Origin of the sequence: Roseicella sp. DB1501, from assembly GCF_013112485.1 — a bacterium.
Lineage (GTDB): Bacteria > Pseudomonadota > Alphaproteobacteria > Acetobacterales > Acetobacteraceae > Paracraurococcus.
In genome coordinates this window covers 229357-250300 of record NZ_JABFHG010000001.1, presented here as the reverse complement: position 1 = coordinate 250300, position 20944 = coordinate 229357, and the positions used below count along the sequence as shown (strand labels likewise).

19 protein-coding genes and 1 pseudogene are annotated in these 20944 nt (G+C 72.5%); 13 read left to right on the top strand and 7 right to left on the bottom strand.

What is annotated here, in order from left to right; genetic code table 11:
- Positions 1-4 precede the first annotated feature (4 nt).
- Together HJG45_RS01220 and HJG45_RS01215 are read left to right on the top strand one after the other, a co-directional pair.
- Positions 5-1666 carry a GMC family oxidoreductase gene (locus tag HJG45_RS01220; RefSeq protein ID WP_171610251.1) on the top strand — a complete coding sequence of 554 codons (1662 nt, stop codon included), beginning with the start codon at positions 5-7 and terminating at the stop codon, positions 1664-1666.
- Positions 1667-1680: 14 nt separating this feature from the next.
- Positions 1681-2067, top strand: coding sequence for a hypothetical protein (locus tag HJG45_RS01215; RefSeq protein WP_171610039.1), 387 nt, complete (start codon positions 1681-1683; stop codon positions 2065-2067).
- Between the two features lie 21 nt (positions 2068-2088).
- Here the strand turns inward: HJG45_RS01215 and HJG45_RS01210 are convergent, their stop codons facing one another.
- Positions 2089-2724, bottom strand: a complete 636-nt coding sequence (locus HJG45_RS01210) for a glutathione S-transferase C-terminal domain-containing protein (protein ID WP_171610250.1) — start codon at positions 2722-2724, stop codon at positions 2089-2091.
- Between the two features lie 161 nt (positions 2725-2885).
- On the opposite strand from HJG45_RS01210, the gene HJG45_RS01205 reads away from it, so the two are divergent.
- From HJG45_RS01205 to HJG45_RS01190, 4 genes and pseudogenes are all read left to right on the top strand, one after another.
- Positions 2886-4064, top strand: a complete 1179-nt coding sequence (locus HJG45_RS01205; RefSeq protein WP_171610249.1) for a cobalamin-independent methionine synthase II family protein — start codon at positions 2886-2888, stop codon at positions 4062-4064.
- Positions 4065-4072: 8 nt separating this feature from the next.
- Positions 4073-5060, top strand: a pseudogene (locus HJG45_RS01200) (DUF2891 domain-containing protein).
- A gap of 196 nt (positions 5061-5256) precedes the next feature.
- The gene (locus HJG45_RS01195; protein WP_368040486.1) at positions 5257-6378 is read left to right on the top strand and encodes an efflux RND transporter periplasmic adaptor subunit; all 1122 of its coding nucleotides are present in this window, start codon (positions 5257-5259) and stop codon (positions 6376-6378) included.
- Positions 6375-9542 carry an efflux RND transporter permease subunit gene (locus HJG45_RS01190; protein ID WP_171610650.1) on the top strand — a complete coding sequence of 1056 codons (3168 nt, stop codon included), beginning with the start codon at positions 6375-6377 and terminating at the stop codon, positions 9540-9542. Before HJG45_RS01195 ends, HJG45_RS01190 begins: the two co-directional genes overlap by 4 nt.
- Before the next feature lie 112 nt (positions 9543-9654).
- On the opposite strand, the gene mtgA is transcribed toward HJG45_RS01190, so the two are convergent.
- A complete protein-coding gene (gene mtgA, locus HJG45_RS01185) occupies positions 9655-10341 on the bottom strand; it encodes a monofunctional biosynthetic peptidoglycan transglycosylase (protein WP_171610247.1) in 687 nt (228 codons plus the stop codon).
- A 202-nt stretch (positions 10342-10543) separates the two neighbouring features.
- Positions 10544-11119, bottom strand: coding sequence for a DUF1349 domain-containing protein (locus HJG45_RS01180; RefSeq protein WP_171610246.1), 576 nt, complete (start codon positions 11117-11119; stop codon positions 10544-10546).
- Positions 11120-11567: 448 nt separating this feature from the next.
- Between HJG45_RS01180 and arsC the strand changes: the two genes are divergently transcribed.
- Positions 11568-11927 (top strand): arsenate reductase (glutaredoxin), encoded by a 360-nt coding sequence (gene arsC / locus HJG45_RS01175; RefSeq protein WP_171610245.1) that lies wholly within the window; start codon positions 11568-11570, stop codon positions 11925-11927.
- 159 nt (positions 11928-12086) lie between these two features.
- Here arsC and HJG45_RS01170 read toward each other — a convergent pair whose 3' ends face one another.
- Together HJG45_RS01170 and HJG45_RS01165 are read right to left on the bottom strand one after the other, a co-directional pair.
- Positions 12087-12440 carry a Lin0512 family protein gene (locus HJG45_RS01170; RefSeq protein ID WP_171610244.1) on the bottom strand — a complete coding sequence of 118 codons (354 nt, stop codon included), beginning with the start codon at positions 12438-12440 and terminating at the stop codon, positions 12087-12089.
- Positions 12437-12805 (bottom strand): Lin0512 family protein, encoded by a 369-nt coding sequence (locus tag HJG45_RS01165; protein WP_171610243.1) that lies wholly within the window; start codon positions 12803-12805, stop codon positions 12437-12439. The genes HJG45_RS01170 and HJG45_RS01165 overlap by 4 nt, the downstream gene beginning before the upstream one ends.
- Positions 12806-12963: 158 nt before the next feature.
- Here HJG45_RS01165 and msrA point away from each other — a divergent pair, with 158 nt between their 5' ends.
- From msrA to HJG45_RS01135, 6 genes are all read left to right on the top strand, one after another.
- The gene (msrA, locus tag HJG45_RS01160) at positions 12964-13542 is read left to right on the top strand and encodes a peptide-methionine (S)-S-oxide reductase MsrA (protein WP_171610242.1); all 579 of its coding nucleotides are present in this window, start codon (positions 12964-12966) and stop codon (positions 13540-13542) included.
- Between the two features lie 15 nt (positions 13543-13557).
- The gene (gene msrB, locus HJG45_RS01155) at positions 13558-13986 is read left to right on the top strand and encodes a peptide-methionine (R)-S-oxide reductase MsrB (protein ID WP_171610241.1); all 429 of its coding nucleotides are present in this window, start codon (positions 13558-13560) and stop codon (positions 13984-13986) included.
- An 86-nt stretch (positions 13987-14072) separates the two neighbouring features.
- A complete protein-coding gene (locus tag HJG45_RS01150) occupies positions 14073-15173 on the top strand; it encodes a YncE family protein (RefSeq protein ID WP_217362785.1) in 1101 nt (366 codons plus the stop codon).
- The gene (locus HJG45_RS01145; protein ID WP_171610240.1) at positions 15170-15943 is read left to right on the top strand and encodes a polysaccharide deacetylase family protein; all 774 of its coding nucleotides are present in this window, start codon (positions 15170-15172) and stop codon (positions 15941-15943) included. The genes HJG45_RS01150 and HJG45_RS01145 overlap by 4 nt, the downstream gene beginning before the upstream one ends.
- Positions 15944-15961: 18 nt before the next feature.
- The gene (locus HJG45_RS01140; protein ID WP_254452213.1) at positions 15962-16903 is read left to right on the top strand and encodes a sterol desaturase family protein; all 942 of its coding nucleotides are present in this window, start codon (positions 15962-15964) and stop codon (positions 16901-16903) included.
- A 186-nt stretch (positions 16904-17089) separates the two neighbouring features.
- Complete coding sequence (locus HJG45_RS01135; RefSeq protein ID WP_171610238.1) at positions 17090-18268, top strand: sensor histidine kinase; 1179 nt, start codon at positions 17090-17092, stop codon at positions 18266-18268.
- Positions 18269-18533: 265 nt separating this feature from the next.
- Here HJG45_RS01135 and chrA read toward each other — a convergent pair whose 3' ends face one another.
- Both chrA and HJG45_RS01125 read right to left on the bottom strand, forming a co-directional pair.
- Entirely contained in the window at positions 18534-19883 is a 1350-nt protein-coding gene (gene chrA, locus HJG45_RS01130) for a chromate efflux transporter (RefSeq protein ID WP_171610237.1), read from the bottom strand.
- Between the two features lie 113 nt (positions 19884-19996).
- A complete protein-coding gene (locus tag HJG45_RS01125) occupies positions 19997-20944 on the bottom strand; it encodes an aldo/keto reductase (RefSeq protein WP_171610236.1) in 948 nt (315 codons plus the stop codon).

Genomic DNA, 20944 nt, shown 5'->3' with positions numbered 1-20944 from the left:
CCCCATGGCCGAGGCCGTGCCCGATGCCGATACCTTCGACTACGTCATCGTCGGCTCCGGCGCTGCCGGCTCGGTGCTCGCCAACCGGCTGAGCGCCGATCCCGGCGTCACGGTCTGCGTGCTGGAGGCGGGGCCACCGGACCGCAACCCCTTCATCCATATCCCGGCCGGCTTCATCAAGACCCTGGCCGATCCGGGCGTGACCTGGCAGTTCAAGACCGAGCCGCTGCCGATGACCGGCGGGCGACGGATCAGCACCGTGCAGGGCCGCACCCTCGGCGGGTCCTCCTCCGTCAACGGCATGATCTACAACCGCGGCCAGCCCGCCGATCTCGACAATTGGGCGCAGCGCGGGAACCGCGGCTGGGGCTATGCCGATTGCCTGCCCTATTACCGGCGCAGCGAGAATCGCATCGGCACCTGCGACGCCTCGCGCGGGCAGAATGCGGACGGCATTCCGATCACCGACATGGACTGGATCAGCCCGATCTCGGAGGCCTTCATCCAGGGCTGCGTCGGGCTCGGCATCCCGCGCGCCCGCGACTACAATTGCGGCGACCAGGCCGGGGTCGGCTACTTCCAGCGGGCGATCCGCAAGGGCCGCCGCGTCTCGGCCGCCGTTGCCTTCCTCAAGCCGGCGCTGTCGCGGCCGAACCTCGAAGTGCGGACCAATGCGCGGGCCAGCCGCATCCTCTTCGAGGGCAAGCGGGCGGTCGGCATCGCCTATCTGAACGCCCCGGGCGCGGCGCCGCAGGCGGTGCGGGCGCGGCGCGAGGTGATCCTCTCCGCCGGCACGGTGAACACGGCGCGGCTGCTGCAGGTCTCGGGCGTCGGCCCGGCCGAGCTGCTCGGCCGGCTCGGCGTGCCGGTGGTGCACGAGCTGCGCGGCGTCGGCAGCAATTTCCGCGACCACTACGCCTCCCGCTTCGTCATGCGGGCGAAGCCGGGCGTGGAGACCTTGAACGAGCTGGCGCGCGGCCTCAAGCTCGGCGCCCAGATCGCCCGCTGGGCGCTCGGCAAGCCTAGCATCCTGGCGACGGCGCCGAGCCATGTGCACGTCTTCTGGAAGAGCTTCGAGGGACTCGACGCGCCGGACCTGCAATGCGTCTTCACCCCAGGCTCCTATGCCGAGGGCAAGGTCTATGTGCTGGACGACTATCCCGGCGTGACCGCCGGCGCCTGGCAGCACCGGCCGGAGAGCCATGGCTGGGTGCGGGCGCACAGCGCCAATGTCTTCGAAGACCCGGAGATCAACCCGAACTATCTCTCCGACCCGATGGATGTGCGGGTGCATCTCGGCGGCATGCGGCTGCTGCGGCGCATGCTCGGCACGCCCGAGCTCGCCCGTTTCCTGGAAGCGGAGACGCTGCCCGGACCGCAGGTGCAGTCGGATGACGAGCTGCTCGACTTCGCCAAGAAGAACGGCAGCACCACCTACCACCTGATCGGCACGGCGCGGATGGGACCGGAGACCGATCCCACCACCGTGGTCAATGACCGGCTGCTGGTGCATGGCATGCAGGGGCTGCGGGTGGTGGATGCCTCCATCATGCCGGGCATGCCCTCGGCCAACACCTATGCGACGACGCTGATGATCGCCGAGAAGGCGGCGGATTTCATCCGCGGCCGCGAGGCGGCGGCGCCCGACGCGGCCGCGGCGGCCTGAGGCGGGGGCCCGGCATGGCATCCACGAAGCCCGCCCGCAGCCGCAGCCGGTCCACGGCCGCGCGATCCGAAGCCGAGGCGCCGGCGGCAACGACGCCCGTCCCGGACGTGGAGGAGACCGCCAGGGAGGCGGCCGAGCTGCCGGTGCGCCGCGCCGAGCGTCCGGCCGAGCCGGCGCCGGTCGAGCGGCCGAATCGGGACGCGGCGAAGCCCGCGCCCGAGGCGGCGCTGACGCATCCCGAGGAGATCCGCGGCACCCTGACGCTCACCATCGGCGAGCGCGCGGTGCTGCAGGCGAGCGGCCGCCTCACCCCGGCGGGGCTGGTGACGACCGGCATCATGGTCGCCTCCATCCTGCTCTCCGCCGCCTCGCTGGTCTGGTCGGCGCGCCGGCGGCCCTGACAGGACGCATCCGGCGCGGCGTCAAACCACCTTGTCGCTGATCACCTGCGGCACCGGCACCGAGCCGGCGAAGGAGGGCCGCGCCTCCAGCCGCGCCGAGAGGGCGGCGAGGTTCGGGTACTGGCTGCGCCAGGGATGCTCGGGGAAGCGGACATCGAGGTAGCGCAGCACCGTGCCGGTGACGATGTCGGCGAGGCCGAAGCGTTCGCCGACCACCCATTCGCGCGTGCCGGCGGTCTCGGCGAGGGCCTTCAGCCCGCCATCCACCTTGCGGCGCTGCCGGGCGATCCACTCCGCGCTCTGCTGCTCCGGCGCGCGGTGGCGCTCCCAGAACAGCAGCACGCAGGCATCGCAGACGCCGTCCACGATCACCTCGACCTTGCGCGCGGCGAGCCGCTCCCAGGGATCCGCCGGGACCAACGGCGGCTCGGGCCATTTCGCCTCGATCACCTCGAGGATGTAGCGGCTCTCATAGGCGCTGCTGCCGTCCTCGAAGATCAGCACCGGCAGCTTCTCGAGCGGGTTGTGGCGCGGCGTCTGGGTGGTGCTGTCCCAGGGCACCTCGGTTACCAGCTCGAAGGGGATGGCCTTCTCGGCGAGGGCGATGCGCACCTTGCGGGCATAGGGGCTCGGCGTGGCGCTGATGAGCGTGAGCATGACGGTCTCCTCCCTGTCCTGGGGCCGCCGCCCCGGGCCCTATACCGAGGCCGATGGCACGGCCGCAATGCGGCGCGGGGAGGGGGCCGGCGCCCGGCCCGGGATTGCCCCGGCCGGCCGCCGCGCGCAGCATCCGGCGCGGCAAGACCAAGGGGGACGCCATGCGCCGGAGCGACGACCGGATCCTGACCACGCATACCGGCAGCCTGCCGCGGCCGGCCGCGCTCACCGCGCTCTATGCGCGCCGCGCCGCCGGCGAGGCGGTGGACGATGCCGCGATCGAGGCCGAGGGGCGGGCGGCGACAAGGCATGTGGTGCGCCGCCAGATCGAATCCGGCATCGATGTCGGCAACAATGGCGAGCAGATGCGCGAGGCCTTCTTCCTCTATGTCCGCCACCGGATGAGCGGCTTCGGCGGCGGCTGGTCGCGTCGCAGCTTCGCCGATGTGGCGCGCTATCCCGGCTTCCGCGCCTGGAACGACGCCCTCGCCTCCGGCCGGCCGAATGTCAGCAACCGCGACAACGTGCCGGAGGCGGTGGGCGAGGTGCGCTACCTCGACCCGGCTTTGGTGCAGGCGGAATGCGACGAGTTCCAGGCGACGCTGCGCGAGCTGGCGCCGCAGGGCTTCGCCGAGGCCTTCATGACCGCGCCCTCGCCCGGCATCATCGCCGCGGCGATGCGCAACCGGCACTACGACACCGAGGACGCCTATCTCGCCGCCCTCGGCCGCGCCCTGCAGGTGGAGTACGAGGCGATCGTCGGCAGCGGCTTCCTGCTGCAGATCGACGCGCCGGACCTGGCGATGGAGCGGCACCTCTCCTACCAGGACCGGCCGCTCGGTGATTTCCTCGATTTCGCCGAGCGGGTGGTGGAGGTGATCAACGCCGCCCTCGCCAACATTCCGCGCGAGCGGGTGCGGCTGCATGCCTGCTGGGGCAACTACGAGGGGCCGCATGATTGCGACGTGGCGATGCACGAGATCCTGCCGGCGATCTCCCGCGCCAGGGTCGGCGGCTGGGTGCTCCCCATCGCCAATCCGCGGCATGCGCATGAGCATCGCTGCCTGAAGGACCTGCCGCTCGGCGACGGTCAGGTGGTGGTCGCCGGGGTGATCGACCCGCTGACCAATTTCGTCGAGCATCCGGAGGTGGTGGCGGAGCGGCTGCAGCTCGTGGCGCAATCGGTCGGCGATCCGCGGCGGGTGCTGGCCGGCACGGATTGCGGCTTCGACACCTCGGCCGGGCGCGGCCGGGTGGCCGAGGACATCGTCTGGGCCAAGCTCGCCGCCATGGCCGAGGGCGCGCGCATCGCCTCGCGCCGCCTTGGCCTGCCGGGCTGACCTCGCCCATGCCCGAGGGGTTGACCGAGGCCTTCGGGGAACGGCTGGCCGGGATCGCCCTCGGCCATGTCACGCGCGAATACCCGAACAAGCTCGACCATGTGCTGGCCGGGCCGCAGGACCTGCTCGGCCCGCGCGCCCTGCATCCGATCTTCTTCGGCAGCTTCGACTGGCATTCCTGCGTGCATGCGCACTGGATGCTGGCCCGGCTGCGGCGCCGCCTCCCCTCGATGCCATCCGCGCCGGCGATCGCCGCGTTGTTCGACAGGCTCTACACGCCAGAGGCGGTGGCGGGCGAATGCGCCTATCTCGCCCGGCCGCTTCGAGCGCCCCTATGGCTGGGCCTGGCTGCTGATGCTGGCCGCCGAGCTCGCCCGGCAGCCCGATCACCCTTGGGCGGCGCGGCTCGAGCCGCTCGCGCGCGCCTTCGCCGGGCGCTTCCGGGCCTGGCTGCCGCGCGCCACCTATCCGGTGCGGGCGGGCACCCATGCCAGCTCCGCCTTCGCCCTGGCGCTTGCCGCCCCCTTTGCCGCGGCGGCCGATCCGGCGCTGCTGCGCCTGCTGCGCGGGACGGCGCTCGCCTGGTACGGCGCGGATGCCGATTGCCAGGCCTGGGAGCCGAGCGGCGAGGATTTCCTCTCCCCCGCCCTGATCGAGGCGGAATGCATGCGCCGGCTGCTGCCGGCGGCGGAATTCGCGTCCTGGCTCGACCGCTTCCTGCCGCGCCTCGCCGCCGGCGAGCCGGCAGCGCTGTTCGAGCCGGCGCTGGTGAGCGACCGGACGGATGGCCGCATCGTGCATCTCGACGGGCTCAACCTCAGCCGCGCCTGGTGCTGGCGGGCCCTGGCGCGCGGCTGGGCGCCGGAGGACCCTCGCCGCGCCCGGGCCGAGGCGGCGGCGCGGCGGCATCTCGCTTCCAGCCTGCCGCATCTCGCGGGGCACTATATGGGCGAGCACTGGCTGGCGAGCTTCGCTCTTCTCGCCCTGGATGAGTGAGGCGCCGACCGCTTCCGGCGGTGCCACCGCCGTGCTGCTATGGGGGCGGCCGGCCGGATGGCGCCCGGCCCGGGGACCGGGAGGGGAGGGGCGATGCGGCATGACGGGCTTCCATGCGCCGCCCCGCGGATCGACGCCTGAGGCCGGCCCGATGACACAGTGTCTCGCCCGGCCAACCCGCCGCTGGCGACTGGCGGTGGCACTCGGGATCGCGCTGCTCGCCGGCTGCGACCGGCCGGAGGAGGACGCCGCCGCCGAACCGCCGCGCGTGACTGTCATGGCGCCGCTGAAGCGCGAGATCACCGACTGGGACGAATTCACCGGCCGCTTCGCCAGCACCGAGCGTATCGAGGTCCGCGCCCGCGTCAGCGGCTACCTCGATGCGGTGAGCTTCGCCGATGGCCAGGTGGTGCGTCGCGGCGACCTGCTGTTCCGGATCGATCCGCGGCCCTTCCGCGCCACCGTCACCGAGGCCGAGGCGCGGCTCGTCGCCGTCCGCTCGCAACTCAGCCTGGCCGAGCAGGAGCTCGCGCGGGCGAAGAACCTGCTGCAGTACCGCGCCGGCTCCGAGGCCAATCTCGAGCAGCGCAGCCAGGCGGTGGAGGCGGCGCGGGCCGGGGTCACCCAGGCCGAGGCGGCGTTGCAGCGGGCGCGGCTCGACCTCGAATTCACCGAGATCCGCGCGCCGCTCACCGGCCGCATCGGCCGCCACCTGGTCAGCCCGGGCAACCTCGTCGCGGGCGGCGAGGCGAGCACGGCGACGCTGCTCGCCACCATCGTCACCATGGACCCGATCGACGTCGTCTTCGACATCGATCAGGGCGCGGCGCTGCGCTACACCCGCATGGCCGAGACCGGCGGCCGGCCCTCCTCGCGCGACGTGGCCAATCCGGTGAAGCTCGCCCTCGCCGACGAGACCGACTTCCCGCATGAGGGGAAGGTCGTCTTCGTCGACAACGAGGCCGATCCCGGCATCGGCACCATCCGGCTGCGGGCGCGCTTCGCCAACCCGCAGGACCAGTTCGCGCCCGGCATCTTCGCCCGGCTCCGCCTGGTCGCCAGCCTGCCCTACCAGGCGCTGCTGGTCCCCGACGCCGCGGTGGCGACCGACCAGTCGCGGCGCATCGTCTACGTGCTGGGGCCGGAGAACACGCTGCTGGCGCGGCCGGTCACGCTCGGCCCGCTGGAGGGGACGCAGCGGGTGATCCGCGCCGGCCTCAAGGGCGACGAGCAGGTGGTGATCAGCGGGCTGATGCAGGCCCGCTCCGGCCTGGTGGTGACGCCGGTGCGGGCCTCCGGGGCGGAGGCCGCGCCCTGAGCAATCTCGGCGTCCTCTCCGTCCGCCAGCCGGTCCTCGCCTGCGTCCTGTCGCTGGTGCTGCTGATTGTCGGCGGGCTGTCCATGCTCTCGCTGCCGATCTCGGAATATCCGGACGTGGTGCCGCCGACCGTGGTCGTCGCCACCGGCTATCCCGGGGCCTCGGCGCAGGTGGTCGCCAACACCGTGGCGACGCCGATCGAGCAGGAGGTGAACGGCACCGAGGGCATGCTCTACATGTCCTCGCAATCCACCGCCGACGGGCGGATGAGCCTCGTCGTCACCTTCGGCCTCGGCACCGATCCCGACCGGGCGCAGATCCTGGTGCAGGGGGCGGTGGCGGCGGCGCTGCCGCGCCTGCCGGAGGAGGTGCGGCGTTGGGGCGTGACGACGCGCAAGCTGGCGACCGACCGGCTGATGGTGATCTTCGTCAGCTCGCCGGATGCCAGCTACGACCAGCTCTACGTCTCCAACTTCGCCCTGCGCCAGGTGCGCGACGAGCTGCTGCGGATCGACGGCATCGGCGATATCGACATGCAGGGGGCGCGCGACTACGCCATGCGCGTCTGGCTCGACCCCGGCCGCATGCAGGCCAACAACGTCATCGCCGAGGACGTGATCGCGGCGGTGCAGGCGCAGAATGCCGAGGTGGCGGGCGGGCAGATCGCCGAGCCGCCGGTCGCCGACCAGGCCTTCCAGCCGAACCTCGTCTTCCGCGGCCGCCTGTCCGATCCGGCGGAGTTCGAATCGATCGTCATCCGCACCGGCGCCGATGGCCGCCTGCTGCGGCTGGGCGATATCGGCCGGGTGGAGCTCGGCGCCGCCTCCTACACCACCGCGAGCACGTTGCAGGGCCGGCCGGCCGTGGCCCTGGCGGTGACCCAGCGTCCCGGCTCCAACGCGCTGGCGACGGCGCAGCAGATCCGCGACCGGCTCGCCGCCATCACCGCCGGCTTCCCGCCCGGCATCCGGGCGGAGATCGCCTACGACCCGACCCGCTTCGTCGCCGAGAGCATCCGCGAGCTGGTGCAGACGATCGGCGAGGCGATCTTCCTCGTCGTCTGCGTGGTGCTGCTCTTCCTGCAGAACTGGCGGGCGGCGATGATCCCGATCCTCGCCATCCCGGTCTCGCTGATTGGCACCTTCGGCGTGATGATGGCCTTCGGCTTCACCCTGAACGTGCTGACGCTGTTCGGCCTGGTGCTGGCGGTCGGCATCGTCGTCGACGACGCCATCGTCGTGGTCGAGAATGTCGACCGGCATCTCCGCAACGACCCGGAGGTGCGGCGCGCCGCCTCCACCACCATGCTGGAGGTGGGCGGCGCACTGGTCTCGATCGCCCTCGTGCTCTGCGCCGTCTTCGTGCCGACCGCCTTCCTCGAGGGCATCACCGGCCGCTTCTTCCGGCAATTCGCCGTCACCATCGCGGTGGCGACGGCGCTCTCCTGCTTCTGCTCGCTCACCCTGAGCCCGGCCCTGGCGACGCTGATCCTGCGCCGGCACGAGGTGCGTCCGCCGCCGCGCCGGCACGGCCCGGCGCGGCTGCTGCGCTGGCTGCTGGCCCGCTTCAACCGCGGCTTCGACCGGCTATCGCGCGGCTACGCCGCGCTCACCCGGCGGCTGGTCGGGCACATCCTGCCGATGCTCGGCCTTTATGCCCTGCTGATCCTCGGCGCAGGCTGGCTGCTGATCTCGGCGCCGCAGGGCTTCCTGCCGGCGCAGGATCGCGGCTACGCCACCGTCTCGATCGAGCTGCCCGGCGGTGCCTCGCTGGCGCGCACCACCGCCGTGGTCGAGCAGGCGGCGCGGATCGCGCGCGAGGTGCCCGGCATCGCCAGTGTCTCGGCCCTGGCCGGCGTCTCCGGCGCGACCAACACCGCGGGCGGCAACCAGGGCACGCTGACGCCGGTCTTCGCCCCCTGGAGCGAGCGGGCGGCCGAGGGGCTGACGGCGCCGCGGATCATGCGCGAGTTGCGCCGGCGCCTCTCGGTGCTGCAGGAGGCGGCGGTGCTGATCATCCCGCCGCCGGCCGTGCCCGGCATCGGCAGCGGCGGCTTCGCGCTGCGGCTCGAGGACCGCACCGGCCGCGGCACGGAGACGCTGGCCGCGGCGGCCGGGAACCTCGCCGCCGCGCTGCGGCAGCATCCCGGCATCGCCGGCGCCTACACGCCCTTCCGCATCGATTCGCCGCTGATCGCCGTCGATGTGGATCGCGCTCGCATCGAGATGCTCGGCGTGCCGGTCTCGCGCCTCAGCCAGAGCATCGAGACCCTGCTCGGCTCCTCCTACGTCAACGACTTCACCGCCTATGGCCGGAACTGGCGCGTGGTGGCGCAGGCGGCGCCGGAATTCCGCCGCCTCGACACCGATCTCGCCCGCGTCTTCACCCGCAACAATGCCGGCGAGATGGTGCCGCTGGCCAATGTCATGACCCTGCGGGAGATCACCGGGCCGCAGCGCGTGCCGCGCTACAACCTCTATCCGGCGGCGGAGCTGGGCGGTGAGATCCGCCCCGGCTTCGGCTCGGCCGCGGCGCATGCGGCGATCGAGCGCACCGCCCGGCGCGTGCTGCCGGACGGCATCGGCTTCGAATGGACCGACCTGTCCTTCGAGCAGACCCAGAGCGGCAATGCCGGCCTGCTGGTCTTCCCGCTCTGCGTGCTCTTCGTCTATCTCGTCCTCGCCGCGCAATACGGCTCCTGGAGCCTGCCCTTCGCCGTCATCCTCATCGTGCCGATGTGCCTGCTGGCCTCGACCCTCGGCGTGCGGATGCTGGGGCAGGAGGTGAACATCCTGACCCAGATCGGCTTCGTGGTGCTGGTCGGGCTGGCGGCGAAGAATGCCATCCTCATCGTCGAATTCGCCCAGCAGCGCGAGGAGGAGGAGGGGCTGAGCGCGGTCGATGCCGTGGTCGAGGCCTGCAAGCTGCGGCTGCGGGCGATCCTGATGACATCGCTCGCCTTCATCCTCGGCGTGCTGCCGCTGGTGATCGCCAGCGGCGCCGGGGCGGAGATGCGGCGCGCTGTCGGCACCGCGGTCTTCTTCGGCATGATGGGCGTGACGCTGTTCGGGCTGCTCTTCACGCCGGTCTTCTACATCACCATCCGCAAGCTGGTCGGGCCGCAGCCCTCGGCTTTGCGGGAGATGCGCCGCAAGGGGCAGTAGGTCGCCGCGCTGGACCATGATCCGCTCACACAGGATCGCGGATCATGGTCCAGGCCGTTGCTTGATCGCGTGATGCTCGCTTTTCGGTGAGTCCACCTCAAGCGATCACGCTCTAATGCGCGCAGTCGAGCAGCGGGCCGAGCTGCGGCACGCGCCGCTCGATCACCGCCGCGCGCTGGCGGAGGGCCGGGTCCGGCGCGCCGGCCGACCAGTGCAGCGGGCTCGGCAGCACGGCGGCGAGTCGCGCCGCCTCCCGCCGCGTCAGCAGCCGCGCCGGCTTGCCGAAGAAGCGCTGCGCCGCCGCCTCGGCGCCATAGGTGCCGGGGCCGAACTCGACGATGTTGAGATACACCTCGAGCACCCGCCGCTTTGGCCAGAGCAGGGCGAGCTGCGGCGTCAGCCAGGCCTCGATCGCCTTGCGCAGCGGGTCGCGGCCCGGCCAGAGCAGCAGGTTCTTCGCGGTCTGCATGGTGATGGTGCTGGCGCCGCGCGGCCGCTCCCCCCGCCACCAGGCTTCGATCTGTCCGCGCAGCGCCGCGAGGTCGAAGCCGATGCTCTGCTCGCAGAACAGGTTGTCCTCGGCGGCGATGACCGATTCGGCCAGCGCCGGCGCGATCTCGGCATAGGAGACCCAATCCTTGTGCAGTCCATGCCCCTCGACGAGGCGGATCAGCATCAATGGCGTGACCGGCGGCGGGACGAAGCGGAAGACAAGGAACAGGCCGGGCGGCCCGGCGAGCAGGACGAGCAGCAGGATCCGCAGCACCCGCTTCGGGCTACGCGGCAGCGGCAGGCGCATCAGGCGATGAGGCCGATGGAGAGGGGCACGGGCCTCATATCAACGGACCGGTCGCTTGACCGGTCCGAGGCCCCGAACGGGTCCCGCGCCGTCACGCCGTGAGGCGCGCCTGACGGCGTGACGCCGCGAAGCCAGGCAAACCGGAGGTTTGCGCCCGGCGCTTGAGGAGGCCTCATCCGGTCACGCATGGAGGCCATCAGTATCACGACAGGTCGTGCAGGGCCTTGTCCGTGGCCGGGCCGAGGGAGAAGGCACTGAACCGCACGCGCAGCCCGGCGCGTTCCGGCGAGCAGCACATCGGCCCGACCAGCAGCGGGCCTTCCAAGGGAAAGGGGCAGAGCCGCAGCAGCGGCCAGTGCCGCCCATCGCCCGAGGCCTGCAGGCGCAGCACCCCGGCCGAGAGGGTAAGGCGCAGCCAGACATCGGTGGGATCGCCGCGGCAGGGGCCGGTCGCCCAGTCGGAGCGGCCGAGGGTGAGCACGCTGCCGAGCAACGCCTCGCCATCCGACCATTCGACGCCGGCCTTCAGCCAGGTGGCGGCATCGCGCCGCAGCATGAGGCCGACCTGGTCGTAGAGCTGCTCGTAGCGCGCCTGCACCCGCAGCGTGGCGGTGAAGGCGGCGGGGGCCGGGATGCCGAGGAAATGGCCGCTATCGCGGGTGAAGCCGTAATGCGTCTCGCGCCAGAAATCGCCGCCATGGTCGGTGACGACGGCGAGTCCCTCGGCATCGCCCCGCCATTCGGCCGGCTCGTTCAGCCAGCGGCCCGCAGCGAACATCCTTCCTCCCCCGGCTTGGCGGCGGCGCAGCATCGCATGCCGCAGCCGCGGGGCGAAGCGGCGCCGGGGCGGCGAGGGTCGATGTCGCACGGGTGGCGGCCCGTTCTCGCGACCGCCGCGGCCGGCGCAGAGACCGGCCGCGGCGACCTAATGCACCCTGGTTGCAATGCCTGGTCTGGAAGTCCGGCCCCGGCGATCCACTGTGGCGGAAGGCCGGGGCCAGGGCTGAAATGCCAGCATCGAGGCGGAGGGGAAGTGTCGCCTCGTTTGTCGTCGTTGCAGCAATTTCGCCCGGCGCGCTGTGCGCCGGCGCACAGCGCGGGATGACCGCCTGGGGCAGCCGGGCGATGATGCCGCCCGCGCGGTCCGCCGGCCGGCGGACCGCAGGCACAGCAACGGGCCGGCGCCGCCCCGCCGACTGCGGCGCGGCGCCGGCCGGGAGGCCCGCATGAGCGACGTCACCATCTGGCACAACCCCTCCTGCGGGACCTCGCGCACCACGCTGGCGATGATCCGCGCCGCCGGCATCGAGCCGCGCATCGTCCCCTACCTGCAATCGCGGCCCGACCGGGAGACGCTGCGGGCGACCATCGCCGCCGCCGGCCTCACGGTCCGCGAGGCGCTGCGGGCGAAGGAGAGGCTCGCCGCCGAACTCGGGCTCAAGGATCCGGGGGTGGACGAGGCGGCGCTGCTGGAGGCGATGCTCGCGCATCCGGTGCTGATCAACCGGCCCTTCGTGATCGCCCCCGGCGGCACGAGGCTCTGCCGGCCGGCCGAGCGGCTGCGCGAGATCCTGCCGGGGGCGTGACGGCAGCGCCCTCGAAGGTCGGGCACCAAAGGCGCCCATCAAAGCCATCGCCTCCCGTTGCCCTGCTGCGGCTTTGCCGCAGCAGGCTGTGGCGCGCCTTGGGCAGGAGGGAACCCTACGGGGCCCCCGCAAGGCCGCGAAGCGGTGTTGTGGGGAGTTCTACAGCGGCAGCCGCACCGCGATGGCGGCGCTGGCGATCACCGCCGGGTCGTCGCGGCCGGGATCGGGCACGTCCAGCCCGCCCCGCACCACCCGGACCGTCACCTGGCCATGCGGCAGGGAGGCGCGGACCCGCTCCGCCTCCACCCGCTCCGGGCGCTGCACGCCGATGGTCACCTCCACCAGCATCGCCGCCGGATCGACGCCGAGGGAGCGCAGCATGGTGAGGGAGGAATGGTGCAGCGCGTCCTGCACCGCCCGCAGCGCCGCCTTGGTGTAGTCGCCGCCATGCAGGTCGTTGCCGGTGCCGAGCTCGAGGATGACGCGGCGCGGGCTGGCCTTGGGCGCGCTCATGCCCGGCCTCCCGCCGGCGCCGGCCCGGGTAGGTCGAGAAAGACCTCGGCCGCCGCCTGGGCGAGCAGGGTGACGCCGCTGCCATCCTCGGTCGGAATCTCGAGCCCGCCCGCGACCACCTCCACCGTGCCGGTGCCGTGCGGCAGCACCGCCAGCACCGCCTCCCGGTCGACTTGCTCCGGATGCGGCACCCCGATGGTCACCTTCACCTGCATGGAATCGACGTCGACGCCGAGGGCATGGGTGACGGTGAGCGAGTTGTGCCAGAGCGCGTCGCGCAGCGCCCGCACCGCGGCCTTGGTCGGCTCGCCGCCGCGGATATCGGTCCCCATGCCGATCTGCAGCACCATGCGCTTCAGGCCCATCGCCGGCTCCCCGCTCCATCCCAGGCGCGAGTCTCGCCCGCGGCGGGCGCGGCGTCCATGCCCGGGCGCCGCCTGGCATGGGGCGTTTGGGGCGGGGCGCTGCACCGCGGGCCGGGGCTCCCTATCTATGGGGCCAGGACGAAGCGGGAGGTAAGGGCATGAGCGGAGGCACGAGCGGGACGAGGCCCACGGGCACTACCGAGGTCGCCACCCTGGGGGGCGGCTGCTTCTGGTGCCTGGATGCGGTGTTCCGCGACCTCAAGGGCGTCACGGCGGTGCATTCCGGCTATGCCGGCGGGCATGTGGAAAATCCCAGCTACGAGATGGTCTGCGGCAAGCGCACCGGCCATGCCGAGGTGGTGCAGGTCACCTTCGATCCGGCGGTGATCTCCTACGAGGATCTGCTGCGGGTCTTCTTCACCATCCACGACCCGACCACCAAGGACCGCCAGGGCAACGATATCGGGCCGCAATACCGCTCCATCGTCCTCCATCATTCGCCGGAGCAGAAGGCGGCGGCGGAGCGGGTGATGGCGGAGGTGACGGCGCAGGACATCTGGGGCGCCCCGCTCGTCACCGAGCTGGTGCCCTTCGACCGCTACTGGCCGGGCGAGCCGGAGCATCAGGACTACTTCGCCCGCACCCCCTGGAGCGGCTATTGCCAGGTGGTGATCGCCCCCAAGGTGGCGAAGTTCAGGAAACTCTATGCCGACCGGCTCAAGCGGCCGGCGGCCTGAGGCACAGGAGGGCCGATGTCGCTCTTTCGCAAGGAAGCGCCCGAGGCGCATTACCCGGTGGAGAAGCCGGATGCCGAATGGCGGGCGGAACTGCCGCCCGACAGCTACCGGGTGTTGCGCCAGCACGCCACCGAGCGGCCGGGCAGCAGCCCGCTGAACGCCGAGAAGCGCCCCGGCACCTTCCTCTGCGCCGGCTGCGGCCAGGCGCTCTTCGACACCGCCACCAAGTACGAGAGCGGCTCGGGCTGGCCGAGCTTCTGGGCCCCGAAGGAGGGGGCGGTCGGCACCACCACCGACCGGAGCCTCTTCATGGTGCGGACCGAGGTGCATTGCGCCCGCTGCGGCGGCCATCTCGGCCATGTCTTCCCGGACGGCCCGCGGCCCACGGGGGAGCGCTATTGCATGAATGGCGTGGCGATGAAATTCGAGCCAGCCTCGGACTGAACCACCATGGCCCGCCCCGGGAATGATAGCTTGCATTAGCGATCCGGCGGAGAGATTTTCCCGCCCGTAGTTAGGGATACTGGGCCATGCGGCGCGCCCGCCTCGCGCTTTGTCTCGGGCTGGCGGGCCTCGTGCCCGCCACTGCCCGGGCCGACCTCGTCTATGTGCTGAACAGCGCCGACGCCTCCATCAGCGTGATCGAGAGCACCACGCGGGAGGAGGTCCGCCGCATCCCGGTGCTGCGGGAGGCGCACCACCTGATCCTCACGCCCGACCGCGGCGAGCTGCTGGTGGGCGACAGCGGCGGCAACGAGCTGATCGCCATCGACCCGGCCTCGGCCACGGTGCTGAAGCGGGACCGGTTCAGCAACCCCTACCACATGGAGCTCAGCCCGGACGGCAAGCTGCTGGTCGTCACCAGCCTGCGGCGCGATCAGGTCGACATCTACGAGGCCGCCAGCCGCACCCTGCTGGCCCGGCTGAAGGTGCCGGACAAGCCGAGCCATCTCGCCTACACTCCGGACAGCCGCACGGTCTTCGTCACCCTGCAGGGCGCCCGCGGCTTGATGGCGATCGACCTCGCCACCCAGAAGCCGCTCTGGACCGCGGATGTCGGGCCGCAGCCGGCCGGCGTCACCTGGCACAACGGCAAGCTGCTGGTCGGGCTGATGGGCAGCGACCATGTCGCCGTGGTGAGCCCGGCCGACGGCAAGGTCGAGCGCCGGATCTATGTCGGCCGCGGCGCCCATACCATCTTCCCCTCGCCCGACGGCAAGCTGCTCTACGTCAACAGCCGCGTCGACAGCCGCATCACCGTGCTCGATGCCGAGACGCTCGACCCCCGCGTCACCTGGCCGCTGCCGGGCGGGCCGGACTGCATCGCCTTCGACCCGGAGGGGCGGCTCTGGGTGACGCTGCGCTGGATCGCCCGCGTCGCCGTCATCGACCCGAAGACGGGCGAGACCGACAGTTTCCCGGTCGGCCGCTCGCCGCACGGCATCTTCGTCGAGAAGCGGGCGACGCCGCTGCCGCCGCTCGCGGTCTCGGAGACGCTGCCGGCGGCGCAGCCGGCCCATGACGCGCCGGCGCCCCTGGTGCAGACCGAGGACGACATGCCCGCGCGGCCCGAGGCGGCGGCCGCGTCGGCGCCCCGGCCGGCGAGCCAGCGGCGCCTCTGGAGCCGATGAGGCGCCGCGCCCTGCTGGCCGCGGCGGCGCTGCCGCTCGCGGCCCCCGCCGCGGCGCAACCCGCCTGCCGCGGCCAGGTCTATCTCACCATCGATACCGGCTGGGGGCGCGAGGCGGAGCAGATCGCCGCCATCCTCCGCCGCCGCGGCGTGCCGGCCACCCTTTTCCTTGCCGACGAGCCGAGCTGGCGCGGCGACCGCACGCTCGACGAGGCCTGGGCGCCCTTCTGGCGCGCCCGCGCCGCCGAGGGCCATGCCTTCGCCAGCCATACCTGGCACCACTGGTACTTCCGCGGCGATCCGGGGCCGGGCCGGGTGCGCTACGCCGCTCGCCACGCCTCTGGGGGCAATGGGGGCGAGACGGTGCTCGACGGGCCGGCGCTCTGCGCCGAGCTGCGCCGGCCGGTGGAGCGGCTGCGCGCCATGGCGCCGGAGGCGCGGGTGCTGCCGCTCTGGCGGGCGCCGGGCGGCTTCACCACGCCGAACGCCCTGGCGCTGGCCGCTGCCTGCGGGCTGCACCACCAGGGCTGGACCGCCAACGGCTTCTGGGGCGACGAGCTGGACAGCGCCAAACATCCCAATGCCGCGCTCGCCCGCCGCGCCATTGCCCGCACCCGGCCGGGAGAGGTGGTGGTGATGCACTGGGGCGTCCGCAGCCGCCGCGAGCCCTTCGCCGAGGTGCTTGAGGAGATCATCGCCGGCCTGCAGGCGCGCGGGCTGTGCTTCGCCATCCTGCCGTCCGAGGGGATTGCCTCGGCCGGCCCGTCCTAGGCCCGCAGCAGACCGATGATGAGCCGCATCGCCGATCTCTACGCGCAGGCCACGGGCTGGATCTTCGAGCACGCGCTGCAGCCGCTGCTCTACGCGCTCGGGCTGATGGACTGGGCGGAGGATGCCTATGCCTGGCTCGACTTCGCGCTCTTCGGCCTGTTCGGCATCCTCGTCGTCGTGGCCGTGTGCCGGCCGCTCGAGGCCTGGCGGCCGGTCGAGCCGCGCACCGATCGCCAGGCGGTGCGGACCGACATGCTCTACACCTTCCTCAGCCGGCTCGGCCTGCTGCCGCTGCTCGCCTTCGTGCTGCTGGCCTCCGCCCAGACCGCCTGGGAGGCCTGGCTGACCGAGGCGGGGCTGCTGCCGCCGACCCTCGAGGAGCTGGTCCCGCTGCTGCGCGAGCAGCCGCTGCTCGCCTTCGCCGCCTATGTCGTCATCCTCGACTTCGCCGAGTACTGGCGGCACCGGGCGCAGCACGGGCTGCGCTGGTGGTGGGCGCTGCACGCCATCCACCATGCCCAGCGGCAGATGACCTTCTGGACCGACGACCGCAACCACGTGCTCGACGACGTGCTGGCCGCGGTCTGGTTCGGCGCCATCGCGCTGCTGATCGGCGTGCCGCCCGGGCAGTTCCCGCTGATCGTCCTGCTGCTCCGCCTCGCCGAGAGCCTCAGCCATGCCAATGTCCGGCTGGATTACGGCCGGCTCGGCGAGCGGCTGCTGGTCTCGCCGCGCTTCCACCGGCTGCACCACGCGCCGCTCTCGGCTGGAGCGCATGGCAAAAACTACGCGGTGCTGCTGCCGGTCTGGGACTGGCTTTTCGGCACCGCGGATTTCCGCCGTGGCGTCTTCCCCCCGACCGGCACGCCGGAGGAGCCGGAGGCGCTGGCGAGCGGCGGCTGGCTGCGGCAGCAGGCGGTCGGGCTGCGGCGGATGGTCGCCGCCCTCGCCGGCCGCTAGAGCGCGATCGCTTGCGGTGGAAATACCGAAAAGCGTGACTCACGCGATCAAACAACGGCCTGGACCATGGTCTAGAGCATTGTTTGCAGCACTGAGTCTCGCCTTCGGGTGACTTCACCCTGCGGCGATACGCTCTGAGGCCGTCTGTTAGCGCCGCCCCGGGCGGCAACAGCCAGATTTCTAGAATTGTCGCGGCAGCCCGCGCGGGCCTGCCGCGTTTCACGACCTCAGGAGGCACCAGCCGCCGCCCATTCCGGCCGCGTCACAGAGGGACGCATCCTGTACGAGACAGCCAAATCGCCGCTCGCGCTCCTCGCTCCCTGGCGTCCGGTCCTGCGCATCGCGGGCGGGATCGCACTGGCGCTCGCGGTCGGCCTCGGGGCGCGGAGCATTCCGGGTTTCGGCGTCGCGGAATGCCAACTCCTGCTCATCGCCGCCGTGGCCGCCGCCGCCTATGGGCTGGGCCTTGGGGCCGGGCTGGCCGCCGCAGCGGCCGGCTTCGTCTCGCTGCTGCTTCCGGCCGCCGCGGCAGGCGGGCTCGATTTGGCGACGCTGCTGCGCGCCGTGCTCTGGTTTGCGCTCGCCAAGGCGCTGGCGGCGGCGATCGCCCTGCCGCGTGGCCGGCTCGCCCGCCTGGCCGGAAGGCTGCGCGGCACCGAGGCGGTGGCGCGCCAGCGCGGCCTGCTGCTCGAGGAGATGTCCCACCGGGTCCGTAACGACATGCAGCGGCTCATCAGCCTGTTGCAGGCCCAGGCGGGGGCCGACCCGGCCGCGGCGGCGGCGCTGCTGCAGGCGGCGGGGCGCATCCAGGTGCTCGGCCGGGTGCATCGCCGGCTGGCGACGCGGCGGAACGGCGGCCGGGTGGATAGCCGCATCTTCCTCGAAGGGCTGGTGGACGATATCGGCGCCGCCCTCGGGCCGCAGAGCGGCATCGCCCTGACTGCCCAGGCCGAGGCGCATCCGCTGCCCGTCGCGGTGGCAGGCGATCTTGGCCTGGTGGTGAACGAGCTCGTCACCAACGCCCTGAAATACGCCTTTCCGCCTGATCGCGGCGGCATCGTACGGGTCGGCTTCCGGCGGGAGGACAGCCAGTACCGGCTGGTCGTCTCGGATAACGGCGTCGGGCTCGGCGCCGAGCGGCGCGCCGGGCTCGAGGGCGGCAGCGGCATGCGTCTGGTGCAGGCCCTGGCCGGTCAGCTCGGCGGCCGGGTGGAGCTTTGCGGCGGCGAGGTCGGCGGCACGATCTGCACGCTCCGCTTCCCGGTCGAGGTCGCGCGCGGGCCCGATGCGCGCGAGGCGCCGGCGGCCGAGGAACTCGAGCCGCTGCCGCATGACGAGCGGCGGACCGCGGGCGGCAAGGCCTGAGGTCCGGCGCTCCCGCCTGACCAAGGCATGAGAAGCGCCTGTCGGAAGCGTCGCCACCCGTAGCCCTGCCGCGGCTTCGCCGTGGCAGGCCGTGACGGATTCTGGGCAAGAGGAAACCTCATGGGGTCCCCACGGAGCCGCGAAGCGGCTTCGTGGGGGATTCCAGAGCGTGATCGCTTAAGGTGGACTCACCGAAGGTCGAGACTCACGCGATCAAGCAACGGCCTGGACCATGATCCGCGACCCTGTGTGAGCGGATCATGGTCTAAGGCCGGCCGAGCAGCCAGCCGAAGGCGAGCCGCAGCACCATCCCCGCCAGGGCGGTGAGGGCGAGGCTCCGCAGCATCGGCACGCGCATGCGCAGCAGGCAGACCGCCGCCAGCAGCACCAGCAGCGCCGCCACCGGGTCGAGGCTGGCCGCCAGCGGCAGCTCCAGCCGCAGCGGTCCGAGCGTGACCTCGCGCAGCGCGCCGAACAGCACCCGCAGCCCGAACCACAGCGCGAGGCTGGCGATGACGCCGACCAGAGCCGCCGTCACCGCCGCGAGCGCCCCCCGCAGCCGCGCCGCCTCGTGCAGCTGCTCGGCATGCGGCGCGGCCAGGAAGATCCAGGCGAAACAGGGCAGGAAGGTCACCCAGAGCGTCAGCGCCGCGCCGGCCAGGCCGCCAAGCAGGCCCGCCGCCGCATGGCCGGCCAGGGTGCCGATGAATTGCAGCACCAGGATGAGCGGCCCCGGCGTGGTCTCGGCCAGGCCGAGCCCGGCCAGCATCTGCGCCGCGCTCAGCCAGTGATGCTGCTCGACCGCCTGCTGCGCGGCATAGGCAAGCACCGCATAGGCGCCGCCGAAGGTGACGACGGCAAGCTTGGCGAAGAACCAGGCGAGGTCGCCCCAGGGCGGATGCCCCGCCAGCAGGACGACCGGCAGGAGCCAGAGGAGAAGCGCCAGCAGGCCCGCCCGCCGCGCCGGACCGGCGGCGCGGGCGATGCGGTCCGGCTCCGCCGCCAGCAGCAGGTCGAGCAGGACGGGCGGCCCAGGCTTCGCCGCGCGGCCATGATCGGCGAGGAAGCCGGCGGGCCAGAGCAGCCCCACCAGCCCGGCCGCCAGGACGACCAGCGGGAAGGGCAGGCCGAAGAAGGCGAGCGCGAGGAAAGCGCCGAGTGCGACGGCCAGGGCCGGCGGCCCCGCCAGCGTGCGGCGCGCAAGCCGCAGCAGCGCCTCGACCACCAGCACCAGCACGGCGCATTGCAGGCCGTAGAACAGCCCGGCGATGGCCGGCACCTCGCCGAAGCCGATATAGAGGGCGGAGAGCCCGAGCATCACCAGCGCGCCGGGCAGCAGGAAGAGCAGTCCGGCCGCCAGCCCGCCCGGCACGCCATGCAGCAGCCAGCCGAGATAGGTGGCGAGCTGCGTCGCCTCCGGCCCCGGCAGCAGCGTGCAGACGTTCAGCGCATGCAGGAAGCGGGCATCGGAGACCCAGCGCCGCTCCTCCACCACCTCGCGGTGCAGCAGCGCGATCTGCCCGGCCGGTCCGCCGAAGGAGAGGCAGCCGATCCGCAGCCAGAGCCACGCCGCCGCCGCCAAGGATACCGGCTGCGGCGGGGAGGCGGCGCTCACGCCCCGCCGCTCGCCGCCGCGCTCGTCTGCCGGATCATGCCATCCTCTCCCTGCCTGTCGCAGCAGGGGCCGGTCATACCCGCCCGGCACGCCGGCCGCGAGGTGTCACCGGGTCAGGCGCTCGCCGCGTCGAGCTTCGCCACCGCCTCGGCCGGCAGGACCAGCTTGGCCGCCTTCACCAGATCGTCCACCTGCGCCGCGCTGGTGGCGCTGGCGATCGGCGCGGTGATGGCGGGCTTGGCGCGCAGCCAGGCGAGCGCCACCTGGGCCGGGGTCGCTGAGAGCTCGCCGGCGACGGCGTCGAGCGCGCCGAGCACCGCCTTGCCGCGCGGCGTCAGGTACTTCGCCATGCCGCCGCCGCGGGCGCTCTTGCCGAAATCCGCCTCCGACCGGTACTTGCCCGAGAGGAAGCCGGAGGCCAGCGCGTAGTAGTTGACGACGCCGAGCCCCTGCTCCTGGCAGAGCGGGCCGAGCTCCGCCTCGAAGCCGGCGCGCTCCATCAGGTTGTAGTGCGGCTGCAGCGATTCGTAGCGCGGCAGGCCGAGCCGGGCGCTGGTCTCGAGCGCCTGCCGCAGCCGCGGCGCGGTGTAGTTGGAGGCGCCGATGGCCCGCACCTTGCCGGCCTGCACCAGCTCGGCGAAGGTGCCGAGCGTGTCCTCGAGCGGCGTCTCCGGGTCGTCCTTGTGCGCCTGGTAGAGATCGATCACGTCGGTCCGGAGGCGCTTGAGGGAGGCATCGACCTCCTCGCGGATCCAGGCGGGCGACAGGCCTTCCCTGCCATTGCCCATCTTCATGCCGACCTTGGTGAAGATCGTGACCCGGCTGCGGTTGCCGCGCGCGGCGAGCCAGTCGCCGATGATGCTCTCGCTCTCGCCGCCCTGATTGCCCGGCGCCCAGGCGGAATACATGTCGGCGGTGTCGATCGCGGTGAGCCCGACCTCGACGAGCTGGTCGAGGATGCGGTGCGAGGCCGCCTTGTCGAGGGTCCAGCCGAAGACGTTGCCGCCGAAGACGATGGGCGGGACGGTGAGGCCGCTGCGGCCGAGGCTGCGGTGCTCCAT

Bases quoted from the DNA above. Each gene is read 5' to 3' on its own strand.
- HJG45_RS01220 (WP_171610251.1), top strand. From the start codon at position 5: ATGGCCGAGGCCGTGCCCGATGCCGATACCTTCGACTACGTCATCGTC.
- HJG45_RS01215 (WP_171610039.1), top strand. From the start codon at position 1,681: ATGGCATCCACGAAGCCCGCCCGCAGCCGCAGCCGGTCCACGGCCGCG.
- HJG45_RS01210 (WP_171610250.1), bottom strand. From the start codon at position 2,724: ATGCTCACGCTCATCAGCGCCACGCCGAGCCCCTATGCCCGCAAGGTG.
- HJG45_RS01205 (WP_171610249.1), top strand. From the start codon at position 2,886: ATGCGCCGGAGCGACGACCGGATCCTGACCACGCATACCGGCAGCCTG.
- mtgA (WP_171610247.1), bottom strand. From the start codon at position 10,341: ATGCGCCTGCCGCTGCCGCGTAGCCCGAAGCGGGTGCTGCGGATCCTG.
- HJG45_RS01180 (WP_171610246.1), bottom strand. From the start codon at position 11,119: ATGTTCGCTGCGGGCCGCTGGCTGAACGAGCCGGCCGAATGGCGGGGC.
- arsC (WP_171610245.1), top strand. From the start codon at position 11,568: ATGAGCGACGTCACCATCTGGCACAACCCCTCCTGCGGGACCTCGCGC.
- HJG45_RS01170 (WP_171610244.1), bottom strand. From the start codon at position 12,440: ATGAGCGCGCCCAAGGCCAGCCCGCGCCGCGTCATCCTCGAGCTCGGC.
- HJG45_RS01165 (WP_171610243.1), bottom strand. From the start codon at position 12,805: ATGGGCCTGAAGCGCATGGTGCTGCAGATCGGCATGGGGACCGATATC.
- msrA (WP_171610242.1), top strand. From the start codon at position 12,964: ATGAGCGGAGGCACGAGCGGGACGAGGCCCACGGGCACTACCGAGGTC.
- msrB (WP_171610241.1), top strand. From the start codon at position 13,558: ATGTCGCTCTTTCGCAAGGAAGCGCCCGAGGCGCATTACCCGGTGGAG.
- HJG45_RS01150 (WP_217362785.1), top strand. From the start codon at position 14,073: ATGCGGCGCGCCCGCCTCGCGCTTTGTCTCGGGCTGGCGGGCCTCGTG.
- HJG45_RS01145 (WP_171610240.1), top strand. From the start codon at position 15,170: ATGAGGCGCCGCGCCCTGCTGGCCGCGGCGGCGCTGCCGCTCGCGGCC.
- HJG45_RS01140 (WP_254452213.1), top strand. From the start codon at position 15,962: ATGAGCCGCATCGCCGATCTCTACGCGCAGGCCACGGGCTGGATCTTC.
- HJG45_RS01125 (WP_171610236.1), bottom strand. From the start codon at position 20,944: ATGGAGCACCGCAGCCTCGGCCGCAGCGGCCTCACCGTCCCGCCCATC.